The sequence below is a fragment of the Roseburia hominis A2-183 genome (assembly GCF_000225345.1).
Classification (GTDB): domain Bacteria; phylum Bacillota; class Clostridia; order Lachnospirales; family Lachnospiraceae; genus Roseburia; species Roseburia hominis.
Map to the genome: position 1 here is coordinate 1982951 of NC_015977.1, position 18958 is coordinate 2001908.

Annotated in this window: 17 protein-coding genes; 3 read left to right on the top strand and 14 right to left on the bottom strand. The window is 49.7% G+C overall.

Annotated features, from left to right (window positions below):
• Positions 1 to 16: 16 nt before the first annotated feature.
• From RHOM_RS08905 to argS, 3 genes are all read right to left on the bottom strand, one after another.
• Positions 17 to 535, bottom strand: coding sequence for a stage III sporulation protein AB (locus RHOM_RS08905; RefSeq protein ID WP_014079969.1), 519 nt, complete (start codon positions 533 to 535; stop codon positions 17 to 19).
• Positions 529 to 1479: a stage III sporulation protein AA gene (gene spoIIIAA / locus RHOM_RS08910; RefSeq protein WP_014079970.1), complete on the bottom strand. Its 951-nt coding sequence runs from the start codon at positions 1477 to 1479 to the stop codon at positions 529 to 531. The genes RHOM_RS08905 and spoIIIAA overlap by 7 nt, the downstream gene beginning before the upstream one ends.
• A 144-nt stretch (positions 1480 to 1623) precedes the next feature.
• On the bottom strand, positions 1624 to 3411 hold the full coding sequence (gene argS / locus RHOM_RS08915) for an arginine--tRNA ligase (protein WP_014079971.1): 1788 nt from the start codon (positions 3409 to 3411) through the stop codon (positions 1624 to 1626).
• 189 nt (positions 3412 to 3600) lie between these two features.
• On the opposite strand from argS, the gene RHOM_RS08920 reads away from it, so the two are divergent.
• Both RHOM_RS08920 and RHOM_RS08925 read left to right on the top strand, forming a co-directional pair.
• On the top strand, positions 3601 to 4971 hold the full coding sequence (locus RHOM_RS08920) for a sodium-dependent transporter (RefSeq protein WP_014079972.1): 1371 nt from the start codon (positions 3601 to 3603) through the stop codon (positions 4969 to 4971).
• A 619-nt stretch (positions 4972 to 5590) separates the two neighbouring features.
• Positions 5591 to 6811 (top strand): IS110 family RNA-guided transposase, encoded by a 1221-nt coding sequence (locus RHOM_RS08925; protein ID WP_014078619.1) that lies wholly within the window; start codon positions 5591 to 5593, stop codon positions 6809 to 6811.
• 314 nt (positions 6812 to 7125) lie between these two features.
• On the opposite strand, the gene RHOM_RS08930 is transcribed toward RHOM_RS08925, so the two are convergent.
• The 5 genes from RHOM_RS08930 to RHOM_RS08950 all read right to left on the bottom strand — a co-directional run bounded on the left by RHOM_RS08930 (position 7126) and on the right by RHOM_RS08950 (position 11269).
• Complete coding sequence (locus RHOM_RS08930) at positions 7126 to 7914, bottom strand: histidine phosphatase family protein (protein ID WP_014079973.1); 789 nt, start codon at positions 7912 to 7914, stop codon at positions 7126 to 7128.
• On the bottom strand, positions 7911 to 9212 hold the full coding sequence (locus RHOM_RS08935; RefSeq protein ID WP_014079974.1) for an O-acetylhomoserine aminocarboxypropyltransferase/cysteine synthase family protein: 1302 nt from the start codon (positions 9210 to 9212) through the stop codon (positions 7911 to 7913). Before RHOM_RS08935 ends, RHOM_RS08930 begins: the two co-directional genes overlap by 4 nt.
• 137 nt (positions 9213 to 9349) lie before the next feature.
• Entirely contained in the window at positions 9350 to 9865 is a 516-nt protein-coding gene (locus tag RHOM_RS08940; protein WP_014079975.1) for a QueT transporter family protein, read from the bottom strand.
• Between the two features lie 177 nt (positions 9866 to 10042).
• Positions 10043 to 10888, bottom strand: coding sequence for a diaminopimelate epimerase (gene dapF, locus RHOM_RS08945; RefSeq protein ID WP_014079976.1), 846 nt, complete (start codon positions 10886 to 10888; stop codon positions 10043 to 10045).
• A 21-nt stretch (positions 10889 to 10909) separates the two neighbouring features.
• Positions 10910 to 11269 carry a hypothetical protein gene (locus RHOM_RS08950; RefSeq protein ID WP_014079977.1) on the bottom strand — a complete coding sequence of 120 codons (360 nt, stop codon included), beginning with the start codon at positions 11267 to 11269 and terminating at the stop codon, positions 10910 to 10912.
• A gap of 159 nt (positions 11270 to 11428) precedes the next feature.
• On the opposite strand from RHOM_RS08950, the gene sigG reads away from it, so the two are divergent.
• Positions 11429 to 12208 carry an RNA polymerase sporulation sigma factor SigG gene (gene sigG / locus RHOM_RS08955; RefSeq protein ID WP_014079979.1) on the top strand — a complete coding sequence of 260 codons (780 nt, stop codon included), beginning with the start codon at positions 11429 to 11431 and terminating at the stop codon, positions 12206 to 12208.
• A 3-nt stretch (positions 12209 to 12211) separates the two neighbouring features.
• Here sigG and RHOM_RS08960 read toward each other — a convergent pair whose 3' ends face one another.
• The 6 genes from RHOM_RS08960 to ftsW all read right to left on the bottom strand — a co-directional run bounded on the left by RHOM_RS08960 (position 12212) and on the right by ftsW (position 18954).
• Positions 12212 to 13819: an MBL fold metallo-hydrolase RNA specificity domain-containing protein gene (locus RHOM_RS08960; protein ID WP_014079980.1), complete on the bottom strand. Its 1608-nt coding sequence runs from the start codon at positions 13817 to 13819 to the stop codon at positions 12212 to 12214.
• 102 nt (positions 13820 to 13921) lie between these two features.
• Complete coding sequence (gene sigE / locus RHOM_RS08965; RefSeq protein ID WP_014079981.1) at positions 13922 to 14662, bottom strand: RNA polymerase sporulation sigma factor SigE; 741 nt, start codon at positions 14660 to 14662, stop codon at positions 13922 to 13924.
• 20 nt (positions 14663 to 14682) lie between these two features.
• Complete coding sequence (locus tag RHOM_RS08970; RefSeq protein ID WP_278244840.1) at positions 14683 to 15459, bottom strand: sigma-E processing peptidase SpoIIGA; 777 nt, start codon at positions 15457 to 15459, stop codon at positions 14683 to 14685.
• Between the two features lie 197 nt (positions 15460 to 15656).
• The gene (gene ftsZ, locus RHOM_RS08975; protein ID WP_014079983.1) at positions 15657 to 16835 is read right to left on the bottom strand and encodes a cell division protein FtsZ; all 1179 of its coding nucleotides are present in this window, start codon (positions 16833 to 16835) and stop codon (positions 15657 to 15659) included.
• A 250-nt stretch (positions 16836 to 17085) separates the two neighbouring features.
• A complete protein-coding gene (locus RHOM_RS08980; RefSeq protein ID WP_014079984.1) occupies positions 17086 to 17832 on the bottom strand; it encodes a cell division protein FtsQ/DivIB in 747 nt (248 codons plus the stop codon).
• Between the two features lie 3 nt (positions 17833 to 17835).
• Entirely contained in the window at positions 17836 to 18954 is a 1119-nt protein-coding gene (ftsW, locus tag RHOM_RS08985; RefSeq protein WP_014079985.1) for a putative lipid II flippase FtsW, read from the bottom strand.
• Positions 18955 to 18958 lie beyond the last annotated feature (4 nt).

The window sequence follows — 18958 nt, forward strand, 5'->3', positions numbered from 1 at the left end:
TTTGCTTTCCTGCCGTCTAAATCAGAAGAATGACGAGCATTCCCCCCATCACCATACTGACAGTCGCATAAATCTTCTGCTTTTCTCCAAGCTCTCCCCGCACGGTTTTGATCCTGTCATCCAGCTGTTCTAAAATGAGCGTGAGTCTTCTGTGATTTTCTTCTTCGCTTCTCCCGAAAAGCGCGCCGCCCGCCTCCCCGATGAGCGCGCTCTCCTCTCCGGTTAAACACAGTTTTTTCCGATATTCCTCAAAAACCCTCTTCCACACCTGTTCCCCGTTTTTCTCGTTTTTCTCTATCAGGCAGTCTGCAATCTTCCGACAGATCTCATTTAATCGTTCATCCGGCGTTCTCACAAAGCATCCCAGCAGAACTTCCACCGGCTGTCTGGTTCCATTTCCGTAACAGGAAAGATCCACCAGAAGTTTCCGCAGCGCGTACAAAAGTGCCAGATGGTCTGCCAGTTCTCTTTTGTATGTGCCTGCCATCCCCGCCGCCGCGGCAAAGACCAGGATACTTCCCATGATTTTTAACATATCCGCTCCATCCGTTCATCATAGATTGTGGTGCTGCGCTCCCCGCGGGAATTCCGTTCAATCAATATGTAGCGCCCGAACAGCTTCTGTGTGACGCATGCCTGCAGATACGGTTTGTCCAGAAGCTCCTGCACACAGCCCGCATGCACGGTCCCGAGTACCCTGCACCCGCAGCACAGTGCCTGTTTTACCGCCGCAAAATCCTCCTTTCCACCAAGCTCATCCACCGCCAGAATCTGCGGCGACATGGAGCGCAGGAGCATCCGGATTCCCTCCGTTTTCTTACAGCCGTCCAGCACATCCGTGCGGGGGCCCAGATCGTTCTGCGGAATTCCCAGGTGGCATGCGGCAATCTCGGAACGCTCGTCCACAACCCCCACTTTCATTCCGGGTGCACCCGCATCCCCCGCGGACAACTGCCGGATCAGATCCCGCAAAAACGTCGTCTTCCCGATTCCGGGCGGCGAGAGCATCAGTGTATTATAGATACCGTCCGATCTCCTGATATGCGGAAGAATGTCATCCGCGCAGCCCCGTTTCTCGTGTGCAATCCGGACATTTAAAAAGGTGATATGGCTAAGACCCGTCACTTTTCCATCCTTTTTTACCACCTGTCCCGCCATTCCGATTCTGTGTCCTCCCTCGATGGTAAGATAGCCCTCCTTTACCTCCTCACTGTAGGCGTAGAGTGAATAATCGCTGATATAGTTGAGCATCTCACGAAGGTCCTCCGGCGTCATCCGATAGCCGTTCTCATATCCGCAGGCAGAAGGCAGTGCATACGCGCCCTCCCGCCCCGGCAGGTAGCGGCTCTCCCCGCCGTAAATAAATTCAAGCGGACTGCCCACCCGGACACGGATCTCCTCCAGTCCCGCCTTCCATGTATCGTTCGCCAGCGCCTCTCTTATATGCACCGGGAATATTTTGACGATCTCCAAAGCCATGCCCCCTTTCCGGCTATGTCTAATTCTATGACCTGTCCGAAAAAATATGACTGGTTTTTGCGTCGGTCATAAAAAAGCGCAAAAAAGAAGGGGCAGCCCGTTTCATGCGGCAGCCCCTTCTTTTTTATCAGCTCACTAAATAGGTTACATGCGCTCCGGTGCCTGAAAGCCCAGCAGATCAATACAGGTCTCAAGTACCGACTTTGTCAGCTCTAACAGGCGGATATAAGACTTCTGGATCTGCTCGTTCTCCTCGGACATGATCTTTGTCTCATGGTAAAAGCTGTTGAATGCATTCGCCAGCTCATAGATGTAAGAACAGATCTTATGCGGCGCTGTCTCCTCATACGCGTTCTCCATCATGGCGCCGAATCCGGAAAGTGCCAGCATAAGGTTCTTCTCACTCGCGGAATGAGCTGCCTCAATCACTGCACCGCTCTCATCCTTCCCCATGCTGTGATACTTGTTCAGAATCGACTTGATACGAACGATGGTGTAAAGGATGTATGGTCCCGTATTTCCCTCAAACGAGGTGAACCGGTCAATATCGAAGATGTAATCCTTGCTTGCCTGGTTGGAGAGGTCGCCGTACTTGATGGCTGCAAGCGCGATCATCTTCGCGGTCTCCTTTGCCTCTTCCTCACTGATCTCAAGGTTCTCCTTTGCCTTCTGGTTCTCCGTGATCTTCTTGAGCATTTCCTCGTTCACACTCTCAAGCAGATACTGCAGGCGCATAACGCCGCCCTCACGGGTCTTAAACGGCTTGCCGTCCTTGCCGTTCATCGTACCGAAGCCGAGGAACTTTAAGCCGGTCCGAGGCTTTACCAGTCCGGTCTTGCGCGCACAGCGGAACACCTGCGTAAAATAGAGTTCCTGGCGCTTATCCACCACATAGATCAGCTCATCCGGATGGTAGTCCTTCATACGCCATACAATCGTTGCAAGATCCGTCGTATTATAAAGGGATGCACCGTCTGATTTTAAGATCATGCACGGCGGGATCTCCTTGGTATCGGTATCCTCCTTGACATCTACGACAAGCGCACCGTCGCTGATGTAGGCAAATCCGTCATCCTTCATCTTCTGCACCATATCCGGAATGTACGGCTGGGCATCGGATTCCCCCTTCCACAGATCAAACGATACGTTCAGATTCTTATAGTTGCGCTTTAAGTCCGTAACGGAAACGTTTAAGATGTGGGAAAGCAGTGCCTGATACCCTCTTCTGCCATGCTGCAGTTCGTAGGTTGCCTGCATCGCCGCCTCCTTGTAGGCGGCGTCCTCCTTGGACTTGCCGCTGGCTGTCGGGTAGATCTCCTCCAGCTCTGAGATGGTAAACGGCGCTTCCTCTGGATATTCTCCGGTATAGTTCTCATCAAAATATACCAGATCCGGCTTTCTCTCCCGAAGTTCCGTGATGATAAGTCCCATCTGTAAGCCCCAGTCGCCCAGATGCACATCGCCGATCACCGTATGTCCCATAAAACGTCCGATGCGCTTGATGCTCTCGCCGATGATCGCCGAGCGCAGATGTCCGACGTGAAGCGGCTTCGCCACGTTCGGTCCGCCGTAATCGATCATGATCGTCTTCGGCTCTTTGGTCTTCTCACAGCCGTATCTTCCCTCGTCCGCCTGCATCTTTGCCACATAATCCGCCAGATATGCCTCATCCAGCTTGAGATTCAAAAATCCCGGCTTTACAGATTCCACCATGGAAAACATGGCATTCCCGGAAAGCTTCTCCGCCACTTCGTCCGCGATCATAAACGGCGCCTTCTTGTACTCCTTTGCCGCCGCCATCGCTCCGTTGCACTGATATTCACAGAGATCCGGTCTATTGGATAATGTCACCTTGCCATACTTTGCATCGTAACCGCAGTCCACAAATGCCTGTGTGACTTCCCCGGTGATAAGGTCTAAGATCTTTTTCATATTCTTCTCTCCTGCATTTCGTTCAAACTGTTTCTTTACAACCTGTATCACATTATACCATAAACAGACCATTTCTCAAGTGAAACAACACGAAAAAGATACCGGGCTATCGTGACATTCTCTGCCATCTATGCTAAAATAGGCTTTGTGTGCTCTCATTACACACAATACATCAAAGAGGATAAAATTATGAATTCTAAAGACAACAGAAGTTCCTTCTCAGGAAAAATAGGCTTTGTACTCTCCGCCGCAGGCGCCTCCGTAGGTCTCGGAAATATCTGGAGATTCCCGTATCTGGCTGCTAAATACGGCGGCGGAATCTTTCTTCTCATCTACATTCTGTTAGCGCTCACATTCGGCTACACCATGATCGTCGCAGAAAGTGCCCTGGGGCGGATGACGCGCAAAAGTCCAGTCAGTGCTTTCCAGTCCTTCGGGACAAAAAAATGGCTTTCCTTCGGCGGATGGATCAACGCTATTATTCCGATCCTGATTGTCCCCTACTACTCTGTAATCGGAGGATGGGTCATCAAATACCTGCTTGAATACATCCGCGGAGACGGGGCTAAGCTTGCAGAAGACGGTTATTTTTCCGCCTTTATCTCAGACGGCGCATCGACGGAGCTCTGTTTCGTTCTCTTCTGTATGTTTACGCTGGTTATTATTTTTGCAGGAGTCCGTAACGGAGTGGAACGTGTTTCCAAGCTTATGATGCCGGTTCTTGTCGTACTGTCCGTGATCATTGCCGTTTATTCTGTGACAAGACCTGGAGCGCTTGCCGGCGTGAAATATTTTCTTGTACCGAATCCGGCGAATTTTTCGTGGATGACTGTTGTTACAGCCATGGGGCAGATGTTTTATTCACTCTCCATCGCCATGGGAATCTTAATTACCTTCGGTTCTTATATGAAAAAGGAAACTTCCATCGAGGGATCGACCAAGAACGTCGAAATTTTTGATACTGCCATCGCGATTATGGCAGGACTTATGATTATCCCCGCGGTATTTGCATTTTCAGGCGGCGATCCGGACACGCTGCAGGCGGGTCCGGCGCTGATGTTCATCACGATTCCAAAAGTATTTGCCAATATGGGACTCGGCACTTTCGTTGGTATCCTGTTCTTTCTGCTGGTGCTTTTTGCCGCTGTGACAAGTTCGATTGCACTGACAGAAAGCGCGGTCTCTACCTTTGAGGACGAACTTGGATGGAACCGCAGGAAATCCACCGTCCTGGTCGGCGTGATCATGATTGCGCTCGGAAGCCTCTCCTCCTTAGGTTATGGTCCGTTAGCAAACATCCGGATCATCGGCATGCAGTTTCTGGATTTCTTTGATTTTCTGACCAACTCCGTGATGATGCCGGTCGCTGCCTTGATGACAAGCCTTCTTGTATCCAGGGTAATCGGAATCGATCGCATGGAGGAAGAAATCCTGCACGGGGAAGGCACCTTCCGCCGGAAAAAGATTTTTGTTTTGATGATCAAATACTTATGCCCGGTTTTCACCATGATCATTCTTGCAAGCTCAGTTGCCAATGCATTCGGGTGGATTTCCATGTAACTGCAGGTTACATATTTCCTATCACACAAAGGAACTGTCACAATAAGCATATCATGCTTTAATAAGCAATAATATTATAAGAAACGCACTTGTGGATTTCATGTGGAAATACAGATGGAAATTCGGTTCAAAAAATGTGGCATTTCTAGCCAGCCTGATGTCTGCATCTTCGATGATCCGTGTTTTTCCAAGTTTGGAGCACTCCGCGGGTCATGTCCGCATCCCGGGAGACAATTTGTAGGACTTTTGTGCCGCACTTGCCTGTACTCCCGCAATAAAACATAACCGCGCGAAGCCGATGTCTGAATTGCCATCTGCCATATTTTTAATAGCAGATGACAACGAGTTTCGGTTCGCGCGGTTTTATATTGTCTATGAGGGAGTACAACTAGTGCGGCTTGTACTATAAGCATGTAGATACATTATGTATGTATCCGCATGCTTATTTTTATTATAATAAAAGGCGGATAAGGCTAGTGCGGTGGGACATAGCTCCCGTTTTTTAGAGTTTATTCCGCCTCTTATTATAAGCATTCGTTTAAACAGGTTGGATTAAATACATCCGTGTAACGAACAAGTCTGAATGGTAATAAGTCTGGCGGAGAAAAGGAGGATTTGCATGAAACAAATAGTAAGTGTAGGAATCGATGTATCAAAAGGGAAAAGCACTGTCTGTGCCATGATACATCCTAATACGATTATTAAGGAATCGTTTGAAGTTTTGCATACCGTAGAAGAAATGTCAATGTTAGCTGATTACATCGGATCACTTGATGGAGAAATTCGTATTGTAATGGAATCAACAGGGCATTATCATCTTCCGGTTGCACAATTTCTGTATCAAAAAGGCTTTTTTGTATGTGTTGAAAATGCATATATTATACGACAATTTTCACGCATTATGCTGCATGGCGCAAAAACAGATCCGCTTGATGCAAAAAAATTAGCAAAGTACGGTTTGGCATACTGGAGTGAACTGAAACCATATAAATTTCATCCAAGCTGCTACACAGAATTAAGTCTATTATCCAAGCAGTATCAGACATACATAAAGCTTTTGATTGTTGCTAAACAGAATGTAATACATTTGATGGATGAGATGCTTCCTGGTTTCAAAGAAGCGCTGGATACAGCAAGCAGTGTTCAATTCTCAAAAGTGAAATATGTGGATTTTGCCAAAGAATTCTATCATGTTGATATGATAAAAAGCATGGGAAAAGAAATTTTTCGAGAGAATTATAAGCAATGGTGTAAAGAAAAAGGATACCGTTTCCAATCAGAAAAGGCAGACGAGCTTTTTCACTTGGCGGAAGACGGTATCCCTACACTACCAACAGAGTTCCCTTCAACCAGACTCTGTATGGAAGTAGCAACAGAGCAAGTAAGCCAATTAGGTTATGCTCTAGAACAAATATTATCACAAATGCAAAATCTTGCAAAGACTTTACCAGAATATCAAACGATACGCCAAATGGGAGGCATGGGTGAAAAGTTATGTGTAAGGTTTATAGCTGACATTGGAGACGTTCGACGTTTCCATAATGGCAAAGCATTAGTTGCTTATGCGGGAATTGATGCTCCGCCTTATCAATCAGGACAATATACCGGCACCAAACGTAGAATAAGCAAACGCGGAAACAGTGCATTAAGGAAAACCGGTTATGAGGTTATGAAAAGTCTGAAATCCCATCCGCCCAAAACAGATACTCGTGTCTATGATTTTATAATTAAAAAAGAGAATGAAGGAAAAAGTAAGAAACAAGCCAAAATAGCCGGTTTAAATAAGTTTTTGCAAATCTATTATGCAAGAGTAATGGAAATATATAAGAATATAGTATAGTTGCATAAGAAAAAAGCCTGAATAATCAGGCCTATTTCTTATGCAAAAAAATCAAAAATTGTGTTGACATCTCTTAACAGGTCTAAAAAGTCCGCCCATTGTCTCCGGTGTGTCGGACATGCACCCGTCGGATTGTCCAAACGTAGAAGAGACACGAAATCCGATGCAGACATTCAGCCGGAAGAAATGCTCACATTTTTCTCCAACGAATTTCCCTCTGCATTTTCATCTGAAATCCCACGGTGTGATCTTCTAATAATATTACTAATTACCCAAAAGAATTCTATGCTTATTATGACAATTCCTTCTGTTTTCTAATCGTGCCGTTCCTCATCACACGCATAGGTCTCACAAAATCTTCCCGAAAATGCAGGAGACTCGCCACCCGCATACAAATGTGAGGTATCTCCGAACCCGCAGACACGGAAAGATGCCACGCCGGGACGGCGCTCCTCGGTATACACCGTAGTGACGGACGTCGGCGCCGCGCAGGTGTGATGCCACAGAATCATCGGTGACACATTCATCAGGTGCGACAGCAGCACACACTCCAGTCCGAAGTGGCAGAAGAACACAAGCGTATCGCGGTTCGCCTGTGCGACACGGTAGATGTCGCCCTCGCGCACATAGCCGTGCTCCGCCAGCAGGGCATCAAAGTTTGATACCACCCAGGCATACTCTGCACCTACGCCACCGTCCGGTTTCTTTTGCACACGGACGCCGTTTCCCTCATGCGCGCCGGGAGCCAGTCCCCCACGCATAGCCTGCTGTGTCGCCCACAGGTCACGCCGGAAGAACTCCTCTTCTCTCGTCCAGTCCTCCGGCAGCCAGTCCCAGGCAATCGACTTTCGATCCGGGCAATCCGGTCGGTCGATCTTCGTGTCGAACTCCCTGAGCCACAGACATTCGTTTGCCTCGCGGTTCATCTTCTGTAACGTCAGGGACGCCGTATCCTTCGCCCGCCCGAGCGGCGACACATAAAACTCCTTGACATTAAGCTTTGACAGGCGTTCTGCCAAAAGCTCTGCCTCGCGCCACCCCTTTTCCGTCAGGGTGTCATGCTCATAATCCGGATCCCCGTGCCGTACAATCAATAATCTCATACTGCCGCAAATGCCTCCGCAAGATCTTCAATAATATCGTCCACATTCTCCGTTCCGATCGACAGACGGATCGTGTTCGGCTTGATGCCCTGCTCTAACAGTTCCTCCGTCGTAAGCTGGGAATGTGTCGTGGATGCCGGATGAATCACGAGCGACTTCACATCCGCCACATTGGCAAGCAGAGAGAACAGCTCCAGATGATCGATGAAATCCTTTGCAGTCTGCTCATCTCCCTTGATCTCGAACGTAAAGATCGAACCGCCGCCGTTCGGAAAATATTTTTTGTAGAGTGCCTGCTGCACCGGATCCTCCGATACCGACGGATGATGCACCTTCTCCACCTTCGGGTTGTTGTTCAGATATTCTACGACCTTTAATGCATTCTCCACATGGCGCTCCACACGCAGCGACAATGTCTCAAGTCCCTGTAAAAACAGGAAAGAGTGGAATGGAGAGATGGTTGCACCGGTGTCGCGCAGTAAAATGGCGCGGATCTTTGTGACGAACGCTGCCGGTCCTGCCGCCTTTGTAAAACTGATGCCGTGGTAGCTCGGATTCGGCTCCGTCAAGGACGGGAACTTGCCGCTTGCCTCCCAGTCAAACTTTCCGCCGTCCACGATCACGCCGCCGATGGCTGTTCCGTGTCCGCCGATAAACTTGGTTGCCGAGTGAACGACAATATCTGCTCCGTACTCAAGCGGGCGGACCAGATACGGCGTTGCAAAAGTGTTGTCCACAACCAGCGGAATCTGATGCGCATGCGCGATCGCTGCGATCTTCTCAATATCCACAACGTCCGAGTTCGGGTTGCCGAGCGTCTCAATGTGGATCGCTCTGGTGTTCTCCTGGATTGCCTGCTCCACCTCGTCGTAATTGAATGGATCGACGAAAGTTGTCGTGATACCATACTCCGGGAATGTATGTGCCAATAGATTGTAGGTGCCGCCGTAGATGTTGTTTGCAGCCACGATGTGCTCGCCAGCATGCGCCAGATTCTGGAGTGTATAGGCGATCGCCGCCGCACCGGAAGCCACGGCAAGCGCTGCCACACCGCCCTCCAAAGCTGCGATTCTCTGCTCGAAGACATCCTCGGTCGGGTTTGTTAATCTGCCATAGATATTTCCCGCATCGGTCAGTCCGAAACGCGCCGCCGCATGCTCACTGTTGTTAAATACATAAGAAGATGTCTGGTAGATCGGCACTGCTCTCGCTCCGGTCACCGGATCTGCCTCCTCCTGTCCTACGTGAAGCTGTAATGTCTCAAATTTTAACTTTCTGTCCTTTAATGCTTTTCCCATGTTATGTTTCTCCTTTTATTTTCATTTTGGAAGTTCTGTCTGTTGATAATCTGATGATAACATGAGAAAACCAACCTGTCTAATATGAAAAAAAAAGCACCAGTTATAGGTTATTCCTATAGCTGGTGTTTTCTAATCTAATCCTCTTTTTTAAAGATTGCATTGCGCACTTTTGCGAGTGCATTCAAAAGAATCGTTCCAAGCACACAGCAGCAGATGATCTCTCCCGCTCCGACGGTCAGCATGTAAAACGGAATCGACCAGTCTCTTCCGCCATATTCCATGGTAAGTCCATATCCGTAGCGGAGTACCAGCGGAATGATGATGATATTTGATACCACCGGCGCGAGCGTGCATAAAAACTTGTGCTTGCGGAGCAGATATGTTCCGACTGCGCCGAGCAGCGTCGCCAGACTGCCGAAGATCACATCATAGATGGCTGCTCCCGTCAGAAGGTTGGCAAGCAGACATCCCACAAACAGTCCCGGAATTGCTGCCGGTGTAAAGTACGGCAGAATGGTCAGCGCCTCGGAAATCCGGACCTGAATGGCTCCCGATGCCAGGTTGAACGCACTGATAAAATAGGTCAGCACGACATAGATTGCTGCAATCATCGCAGCGTGCACAATGAATTGTACCTTAGAGTTTCTCATATTCTGTTCTCCTTTAGTTTTGTTTTACGAGTGGAAGGTCTCGAACACTCGATTCATTTAACGCCGGAAATCGGCGGCAAGCCCGCTTAGACCTTGTTTTTATGGGCTACGCAACGTCTGACATTTTATCACAGTCTGCCAAAAAAGGCAACGGCAAAATTTCTCCCGTAAAATTTTTCACGCAAAAAACTGCTCCGCGAGCGTAATGCTCCCAATATAAACCACCGGTCCTGTCATGTCAATTCTGCCGTCCCGGGCAAATTCCACCAGAAGCTCCCCGCCGTGCATATGCACCGTCACACGGTCGCCGACAAATCCCATCTTGTGCGATGCGGCAGCCGCTGCACAGGCTCCTGTTCCCGACGCGTATGTATAACCCGCGCCGCGCTCATAGATCTCGATCTGAATATTTTCCCGGTCGAGCACCTGACAGAGCTGCATGTTGATACGGTTCGGAAAATATCTGGAATTTTCCACATACGGGCCAAGCTGCATCGCTTTTTTCTGGCTGACCTCCTCGAGCATCAGCACACAATTTGGATTTCCCAGGGAGACGCAGGTCGCGTTATAGAAATTATCGCCAAAAAAGATCGCCTCGTTGACAATCTCCCCCTCAAACCCGACCACCGGGATTTCCTTTGCCACAAACTCCGGGTATCCCATGTCCACGCGCATGAGATCGCCCTGCTCGTTTAAAAACGTCACCCTGGTCTCACCCGCTTTTGTGTGCAGCACATAGCTCTCCTCTGTCACATACCCCATATCTTTTAAATATTTGGAAAAAATGCGGATACCGTTTCCGCTCTTCTCCGCCTCACTCCCGTCCGGGTTGAAAATGCGCACCCGCATTTTGTCCCCATCAAAAAAAGGGCCATAGAGAATGCCGTCTGCTCCGACTCCCAAATTGCGCCGGCAAAGTGCTTCCACCTGCCTTTCCTGCAATTCACATGCATTGCGATTCGGATCGTAGATCAAATAATCATTTCCCAGCCCATGGTATTTACGCAGTGTTATCTCTGCCATAAATGTCTCCGGTATCTGTTCTTATTCTATTATATGCTGTATTGGCGCGGATGCCATCTCTTCAGGGATATCCTGCTCCTCTTCCGTCTGCTTGTTCTGCTCGATCAGGCTGCGGATCGCCTCCGTCTTCTCATGAAGAATCTTGTCGATCTGCCCTTTTGTCACCTCATCGGTCACTTCCTCATTGCCGTAATTCGCCGAGCTGACTGTCAGCTCCGGCTCCACAGGAAGCTGCTGCCCGGTAACCGCATCCTCTTTCTCCCCGGTCTGTTCTTCCTTTGGCTCCGCATACGGTGTCGGTATATAATTCACATTCCAGTATTTTACAATACTGCGGTGCATCCGTTCCTGCTTGTCTCTCTCATCGATTCTATCCAACATATACTGTCGACCTGCCCCACTTATTTTCTAATTTATTTATACTACAAATTCTGCCGTACTTCCATAACATTTTGCATTTCCTGCTGAAAATTTTCTGTATAAAAACGCCCCGAATGAAGCATGCTTTTTAACAGAAAATCAAACCGGAGGAAACGCATCATGTCTTCATACAAAGTTGAAATCTGCGGTGTCAACACCGCGAAGCTGCCTGTTTTAAAAGAAGAGGAAAAGGACGCTCTCTTCACACGCATCAAACAGGGAGATGCCACTGCCCGCGAAACCTACATCAAGGGAAACCTCCGCCTCGTCTTAAGTGTGATCAAGCGTTTTTCCGGAAACCACGAGAATGTGGATGATCTCTTTCAGATCGGATGCATCGGTCTGATCAAATCCATCGACAACTTCAATCCTGCACTGGGCGTAAAGTTCTCCACCTATGCGGTTCCGATGATCATCGGTGAGATCCGCCGGTATCTGCGTGACAACAACTCGATCCGCGTCAGCCGTTCCCTGCGCGACACCGCCTACAAAGCCATCCACACCCGCGAGATTCTTGCCAAAACCTCCTGCAAGGAACCGACATTAGAAGAGATTGCAAAAGTCTCCGGTCTCACCCAGGAGGAGATCGTCTTCGCCCTGGATGCCATCCAGAGCCCTGTCAGCCTCTACGATCCGGTCTATACCGACGGAGGAGACACCCTCTACGTCATGGACCAGATCAGTGACAAAAAAAACCGCGAGGACAACTGGATCGAAGAACTCTCTCTAAACGACGCCATGAATCATCTGAACGAGCGCGAGAACTTCATCCTGCGCCTCCGCTTTTACGAGGGAAAGACACAGATGGAAGTCGCCGAGGAGATTCACATCTCCCAGGCACAGGTCAGCCGTCTTGAAAAATCCGCCTTAAAATCCATCCGCACCTATCTCTCCCTGTAATGCCTACCGCTCCCACTTGTTGCAGAGTTCATTGATCTGGTCCGCAAATTTGCCAAGTTCGCGGTTCGGCATACCCTCGCACTTGCGGATCACCGTCATCAGGCGCTCGCCGGCTGCCACAAGTCTTGCAAAGATATTGTTGACTGCGCGGGTACTCTTCTTCTCCACCGCCTCTCTGGAGCCCTGTGCCACACAGGCGCCTGTCAGCAGATCAAACGCATCACCGCTGAAGGGCGCGTAAGCCTCCAGCCCCAGCTCCTCGTGAATATGCGCCGCAAACTGCTCCGTCACCTTGTCTTCGCCATGTACGATAAAAACGCGCTTCGGCTTCGGGTCAAACATGCTCACCCATTTAGTCAGCTGGTTCACGTCCGCGTGGCCGCTGATTCCCGGAAGGTTCTCGATCTTCGCCTGCACCTCGATCGTCTCGCCAAAGAGCTTCACTTCCTTTGCCCCGTTTAACAGCATATTCCCGAGCGTGCCCGGAACCTGATATCCGACAAACAGGATCGTGGAATCCTTTCTCCATAGATTGTGCTTCAGATGATGCCGGATCCGCCCCGCCTCGCACATGCCGGACGCAGAGAGAATGACTTTCGGCTTGTCGTTAAAATTGATCATCTTCGACTCGTCGCTGGTGATCGCCATCCGAAGCCCCGGAAAACCGATCGGGTTGATGCCCTGCTGCACAAGCGCGAGCGCGGTGTCATCAAAGCAGTCCTGCACATTCTTGCCAAAAATCGTGGTGGCTTCCACCGCGAGCGGACTGTCCACATACACCTCAAAATTCTGGAATTCCGGAAGCAGATTCTCCGTCTTGATCCGCCGGATAAAATACAGCATCTCCTGCGTACGTCCCACCGAGAACGCCGGTATGACCAGATTGCCGCCTCTCGTAAACGTATCGCGGATCACGCGGGCAAGCTCCACGGCATAATCCGGCGGCGTCTCATGCGTGCGGTCGCCGTAGGTCGACTCCATGACCACGTAATCCGCCGACGTAAGATACTCCGGATCCTTGATGAGCGGGCGGTTCCCCGGTCCGATGTCTCCGGAAAATACGATCTTGCGCTCCTCCACGCCCTCACCGGTGTTCTCGGAGATCCACATCTCAATACTGGAAGATCCAAGCAGATGTCCCGCATCCACAAACCGGACTTTTAAGCCCTCACAGACGTTGATCACGCTGTGGTAATCGCAGGATACAAAATGTCCCAGAACCCCCACCGCATCATTCATATCGTAGAGCGGTACGACCTCCGGCTTCCCGGCGCGCTTCGCCTTGCGATTCTTCCACTCCGCCTCAAACATCTGGATATGTGCGCTGTCCTTGAGCATAATCTCACACAGCTGATGTGTCGCTGTCGTTGTAAAAATCTGCCCGCGGAAGCCATGATTATATAACATCGGAAGCAGACCGGAATGATCGATGTGCGCATGCGTCACAAACACATAGTCGATCGTCGACGCGTTCACCGGTATCTCCTGATTGACATACAGATCCGGTCCCTGTTCCATACCGCAGTCCACCAGTACATGCTTATCCGCAAACTCCAGATAATGACAGCTTCCTGTCACCTCGTGTGCAGCCCCCAAAAATTCAAGCTTCATATGCATTCCCCCCAGCATTTTCTTGATAAGACCATTATACACGCAATGCCCTGCGGTTACAATTCTTTTCCTATGTCTCTTTTTTCACAATCCCGGGCGGCACTACTCAAAGCGCACAATTTCTTTCTTCAGGCGTCCCATGATTTTTTTCTCAAGACGCGATATGTAAGACTGGGAAATCCCCAGCATATCCGCCACCTCCTTCTGCGTTTTCTCCTCCCCTCCCGCCGTGTTCAACCCGAAGCGCAATTCTATGATCATGCGCTCTCTGCCGGTCAGTCCGGCAATCGCTGTCATGAGCAGCGAGCGCTCCACATCCGTCTCAATATCCCGGTAGATCACATCCTCATCCGTTCCTAAAATATCCGACAACAGCAATTCGTTTCCATCCCAGTCCACGTTTAACGGCTCGTCGATGGACACCTCCAGCCTGGTCTTGCTGTTCCTGCGCAGATACATCAGAATCTCATTTTCGATACAGCGCGACGCATAGGTTGCCAGCTTGATGTTTTTATCCGGATTGAACGTATTGATTGCTTTGATGAGACCTATGGTACCGATCGAGATCAGATCCTCCACGCCGACTCCCGTATTGTCGAACTTTTTTGCAATATATACCACCAACCGCAGGTTGTGTTCAATCAGTTTTCTCCGCGCCTCCTCCGCCGCATCTGTGGCAAGCATCCGGATGCACACGCTCTCCTCCCCTGCATCCAGCGGCGGCGGCAGCACCTCCGCGCCGCCGATATAGTGCACCTCATCATTCTCCCCGAACAAAAAGCGTCCGATTCCGTTCAAAATTCCCCGCATCCCGTAATCCGGGACCATCCATTTTATGTACATGTAAGCTCCTTTCTTCACTGTCATCCCAGGGATGCATGCAGAATCAGGTCATATTCTTTGTCCTCAAGCAACCCCTTCTGTGCGATTCCAACCGCCATATGTTCATACCGCCGCATCTGCCTGCCATCCTGCAGTATCATCTCATCCACATCCATCACCGCAAGAAGTCCGTCCTCTGCTCCAAGAGCACGGTACGGCACAAACCGGATTCTGTCTTTTGTCTGATCCACAAATTTTTCCGCCAGACTATAGCTCAAAATACAGATCGGCTGCCCGGTATAGGGATCTCTTAACTGGTTCCCGCTGTCCCAGTAAGCGCTTAACGCCATCCGGCGCGCATCTTTTCCAAGCCATGCCCGGCGCACATGGCTGCCAAAGGCTCTTCTTCTCCCAAGATACCGCAGAAGACCGCACGTTACCGTCACTGCAGCCGCGATCGCTACTCCTCTGCTTTTTGATAAAATACCGCTCTCCTGCAGCCATTCTAACGCCCCACCGAGCAGAAGAACCACCAGATACACCGCCACCCAGTTCTCAAAGAACTGCCTCCTGTCACACCTCCCGAAACAGATGACCGTCATCAGTGTGTTGATGAGAAAATGCGTGAGCAGGCAGTACAGCAGATAATTGCGGCAAAGCAGGATGCAGCACAGCCCAAGCACTGCGGAAACAGCCGCCCCAAGCAGCAGCCACCGCATTTTCCTGCATCTCTTCAAAAAAAGATTTGCCCCTGCAACAGCAAGGAAATCCATGAGAAAATTCTGGATCAAAAATACGTCTGCATAAAATACATATATTTCCTTTCACCTCGGTTTTTCTCTGACATGCCACCTATTATACGATGCCGCCGTCTCCTTTTTTGTCAAAAGTCCGCTCTATAATGCGGCGAGTCATCTGCCTGGTTCGACATAATCTTCCTGCAACACAAAAACTGCCATGTGCAAGTCCTGTAATCGGACTGACACATGGCAGTTCATATTATGTCACTATAATTCTATTTGCGTGAATTCTTCAGGAAATCCGGAATCTTGATGTCCATCTGCTGCACCGTGCTCTCCGGCTGACGCGGTCTCTGGATACCCGGCAGAGGCGGTGTTACTGTACCATGTCCTCCCTGCGGCTGATAGGTCGGAGCAGCGGTTCCTGTGGTTCTTCCGAGTGTAGAACCGGATACCGGTCTGGTCGGTGTCTGCGTTGCATAATTCAACTTCGGCATGATCTTGCTCGTTGCGCCCGGATTCTCAAGTCCTGTCGCAATGACGGTGATCGTAGCCTCATCGGTCATGGACTCATCGTACTTCGCACCGAAGATGATGTTGGCATTGTCGCCTGCGAGATCCTGTACATAGCTTGCCGCATCATTCGCATCCATAAGAGAAATATCACCGGAAATATTGATGATGACGTGGGTAGCACCGTTGATGGTTGTCTCAAGCAGCGGGCTGGCAACTGCAAGCTTGACTGCCTCGATCGCCTTATCGTCTCCCTTGGCATTACCGATACCGATGTGAGCCATACCCTTGTCCTTCATGACGGTAGACACATCTGCGAAATCGAGGTTGATGAGTGCCGGCAGGTTGATTAAGTCTGTAATACCCTGTACTGCCTGCTGCAATACCTCGTCCGCCTTCTTCAATGCATCCGGCATCGTGGTACGTCTGTCCACGATCTCAAGAAGCTTGTCATTCGGTATCACAATTAAAGTATCAACGCTCTCTTTCAAGCGGTCGATACCGGAAAGCGCATTGACCATACGCTGTTTTGCCTCGAACTTAAACGGCTTTGTCACAACTCCGACCGTCAGAATCCCCTGCTCTTTTGCGATCTTCGCTACAACCGGCGCTGCGCCTGTACCGGTACCGCCGCCCATACCACAGGTAACGAATACCATGTCGGCGCCCTTCACTGCCGAGGAGAGCTCTTCCATACTCTCTTCCGCTGCCTTCTCGCCGATCTCCGGCTGTGCCCCGGCTCCAAGTCCCTTCGTCAGCTTCTCGCCAATCTGGATTAAGGTCGGTGCCTTGCAAAGTGTAAGTGCCTGCTTATCCGTGTTGATCCCGATAAACTCCACTCCACCGATATTTTCATCAATCATTCTATTTACAGCATTGTTACCAGCTCCTCCAACTCCGATGACTATAATCTTCGCACTGGTATCTGCTTCTGTCGTCATAATCTCTAGCAAGGTAGTTCCTCCTTCATTCTCTCCCATAATTCATGTCCTGTGGTAAACGGATGTAAACACACCATCTATCAGAGAATCATCCGGTGCTCCTCTTCCTACACCGTCTGTTCTGTATATCGTCTTTCAATGCAGTGCAGAATCCATACTGCCCGCTTATAAACTCATATACAATATAATATATTCTTTCTTTCAATTTATCAACTAATTTTTTCACTTTTTTGAACAAATTAAGGATTTTCTAATCTCTGTCAAACACAATATCTGTGGTGTCCGGTGTCCATGTGTCCAGATGAAGTGTTCCGTACATTCCCGCAAGCTGCGGAAGGATCGCCGACAGACGCACAATCTTCTGCGACAGATAGTCGTCCGAACCGATCGAAACCTGTATGCCATAGTAGGTCAGCGTCGGTTTTAAGCTGCTGTCGTAGTGAATCTCCTGCGGCAGAAGGTCGTATTTTTTCAAAATCTGCGTCAGGCTCAGAAGGTTGTTTAGCACATCCGGCTGATCCAGCGGCAGTTTCTCGTAGAGCACGACCTCATCGCATGTCACTCCGGTGATCTTTGGCACATCCTCAATCTCGTCCGAAGAAGTCTCCACGACGAATCCATCCTTGTCAAAATAGGCGTACTGCCCGATGGCGTCAATGTAAAAGCAGCCCAGAATTCCTTTTTCGTATACCAGGACATGCACCGTGTGCGGATCATCCAGCGTCACTTCCATCGTGTCGACAAAAGGCACCTTGCCGGTATCCCTGATGCGGTATTTCAGAAGAACATACAGAGAATTCCACGAATACTCATCATTTAACACCAGCTGCTCGATCTGTTCGGAAGAATAGAGTTCATTTCCCTCCACCACGACATTCTCCACCGTAAATACTTTCCAGACAATCAGAAATGCAATCGCTAGAAGCATCAGAAGGATCAGTGCAGCCGTCAGTCCGATTTTCCGTCTTCTTTTCTTTTTTCTCTGTTCTCTAATCATACTTTAGGTAACCTCAAACTTTATTCCCCTTGACACAGACAGCGCAAGCCCCATTTCCGAGAGCAGAAACAGAATGGAAGTTCCACCGTAACTGACAAACGGAAGGGAAATTCCGGTGTTCGGAATGGTGTTGGTCACAACGGCAATATTTAAAACCACCTGGATGGAAATATGCGCCATAATGCCGACCACAAGCAGCGCCCCGTAGAGATCCGCCGCATTGTTCGCAATCACCATAAATCTCCAGATAATCAGCAGGTATAAAAGGATCAGGCAGATCGCGCCGAAAAGTCCCAGCTCCTCACAGATGACGGAGAAGATCATATCGTTCTGCGCCTCCGGGATAAAACCGAGCTTCTGCATGCTCTCCCCGAGTCCCTTGCCGAACAGCCCGCCGGAACCGATCGCATAGAGTCCCTGCAGCGTCTGATAACCTTTTTCATACTCTTCCGGGTGCAGCCAGATCTGGATACGCTCGGCGCGGTAGGATGCAAGCGCGATAAAAATGACGCCGACTGCGAGTACCACGCCTCCCACAATCAGGAAATGCGAATATTTCGGGCTCGCCACAAACAGCATGCACACCGCGATGCCAAGGATAATAATCGCTGTACTTAAGTTATTGTATGCGACCACCCCGACGACGGGAAGCACGATCGCCATGACCTTGACCAGCGTCTTAAAATCCCCCACCTGCTTCGACGTCTTATAGATGATCGTCGCCAGGAAAATGATGACCGCAAGCTTCGCAAACTCGGATGGCTGGAACGAAAGCGGTCCGATGTAGATCCAACGCGCCTGTCCTTTGGCTTCCGTACCGATAAAGATAACCGCCGTACACAGTCCGAACGCCATCAGATACGCCAGACCGCTCACTCTCATCCAGAACCGGTACGGGATTCTCGAGACGATGATCATCGCTATGATTCCAAGACTTGTCGCAAACAGCTGCTTTTTCAGATAATACGCCGTATCCCCGAAACGCGTGGAACCATAGTAAGAGCTCGTGCTGTAGAGCATCACCAGACCGAAACAAAGCAGAAAGATAATCAAAAACAGCAGGCTGTAATCAAAATATCGAATTGGTTTTTGTTTTTTTTCTTTTTCCTGCCTTCGCGCCATTCTC

What these genes read in the sequence shown, in the direction of transcription:
- RHOM_RS08905 (WP_014079969.1), bottom strand. Translation starts at nt 535, where the DNA reads ATGTTAAAAATCATGGGAAGTATCCTGGTCTTTGCCGCGGCGGCGGGG.
- spoIIIAA (WP_014079970.1), bottom strand. Translation starts at nt 1,479, where the DNA reads ATGGCTTTGGAGATCGTCAAAATATTCCCGGTGCATATAAGAGAGGCG.
- argS (WP_014079971.1), bottom strand. Translation starts at nt 3,411, where the DNA reads ATGAAAAAGATCTTAGACCTTATCACCGGGGAAGTCACACAGGCATTT.
- RHOM_RS08920 (WP_014079972.1), top strand. Translation starts at nt 3,601, where the DNA reads ATGAATTCTAAAGACAACAGAAGTTCCTTCTCAGGAAAAATAGGCTTT.
- RHOM_RS08925 (WP_014078619.1), top strand. Translation starts at nt 5,591, where the DNA reads ATGAAACAAATAGTAAGTGTAGGAATCGATGTATCAAAAGGGAAAAGC.
- RHOM_RS08930 (WP_014079973.1), bottom strand. Translation starts at nt 7,914, where the DNA reads ATGAGATTATTGATTGTACGGCACGGGGATCCGGATTATGAGCATGAC.
- RHOM_RS08935 (WP_014079974.1), bottom strand. Translation starts at nt 9,212, where the DNA reads ATGGGAAAAGCATTAAAGGACAGAAAGTTAAAATTTGAGACATTACAG.
- RHOM_RS08940 (WP_014079975.1), bottom strand. Translation starts at nt 9,865, where the DNA reads ATGAGAAACTCTAAGGTACAATTCATTGTGCACGCTGCGATGATTGCA.
- dapF (WP_014079976.1), bottom strand. Translation starts at nt 10,888, where the DNA reads ATGGCAGAGATAACACTGCGTAAATACCATGGGCTGGGAAATGATTAT.
- RHOM_RS08950 (WP_014079977.1), bottom strand. Translation starts at nt 11,269, where the DNA reads ATGTTGGATAGAATCGATGAGAGAGACAAGCAGGAACGGATGCACCGC.
- sigG (WP_014079979.1), top strand. Translation starts at nt 11,429, where the DNA reads ATGTCTTCATACAAAGTTGAAATCTGCGGTGTCAACACCGCGAAGCTG.
- RHOM_RS08960 (WP_014079980.1), bottom strand. Translation starts at nt 13,819, where the DNA reads ATGAAGCTTGAATTTTTGGGGGCTGCACACGAGGTGACAGGAAGCTGT.
- sigE (WP_014079981.1), bottom strand. Translation starts at nt 14,662, where the DNA reads ATGTACATAAAATGGATGGTCCCGGATTACGGGATGCGGGGAATTTTG.
- ftsZ (WP_014079983.1), bottom strand. Translation starts at nt 16,835, where the DNA reads ATGACGACAGAAGCAGATACCAGTGCGAAGATTATAGTCATCGGAGTT.
- RHOM_RS08980 (WP_014079984.1), bottom strand. Translation starts at nt 17,832, where the DNA reads ATGATTAGAGAACAGAGAAAAAAGAAAAGAAGACGGAAAATCGGACTG.
- ftsW (WP_014079985.1), bottom strand. Translation starts at nt 18,954, where the DNA reads ATGGCGCGAAGGCAGGAAAAAGAAAAAAAACAAAAACCAATTCGATAT.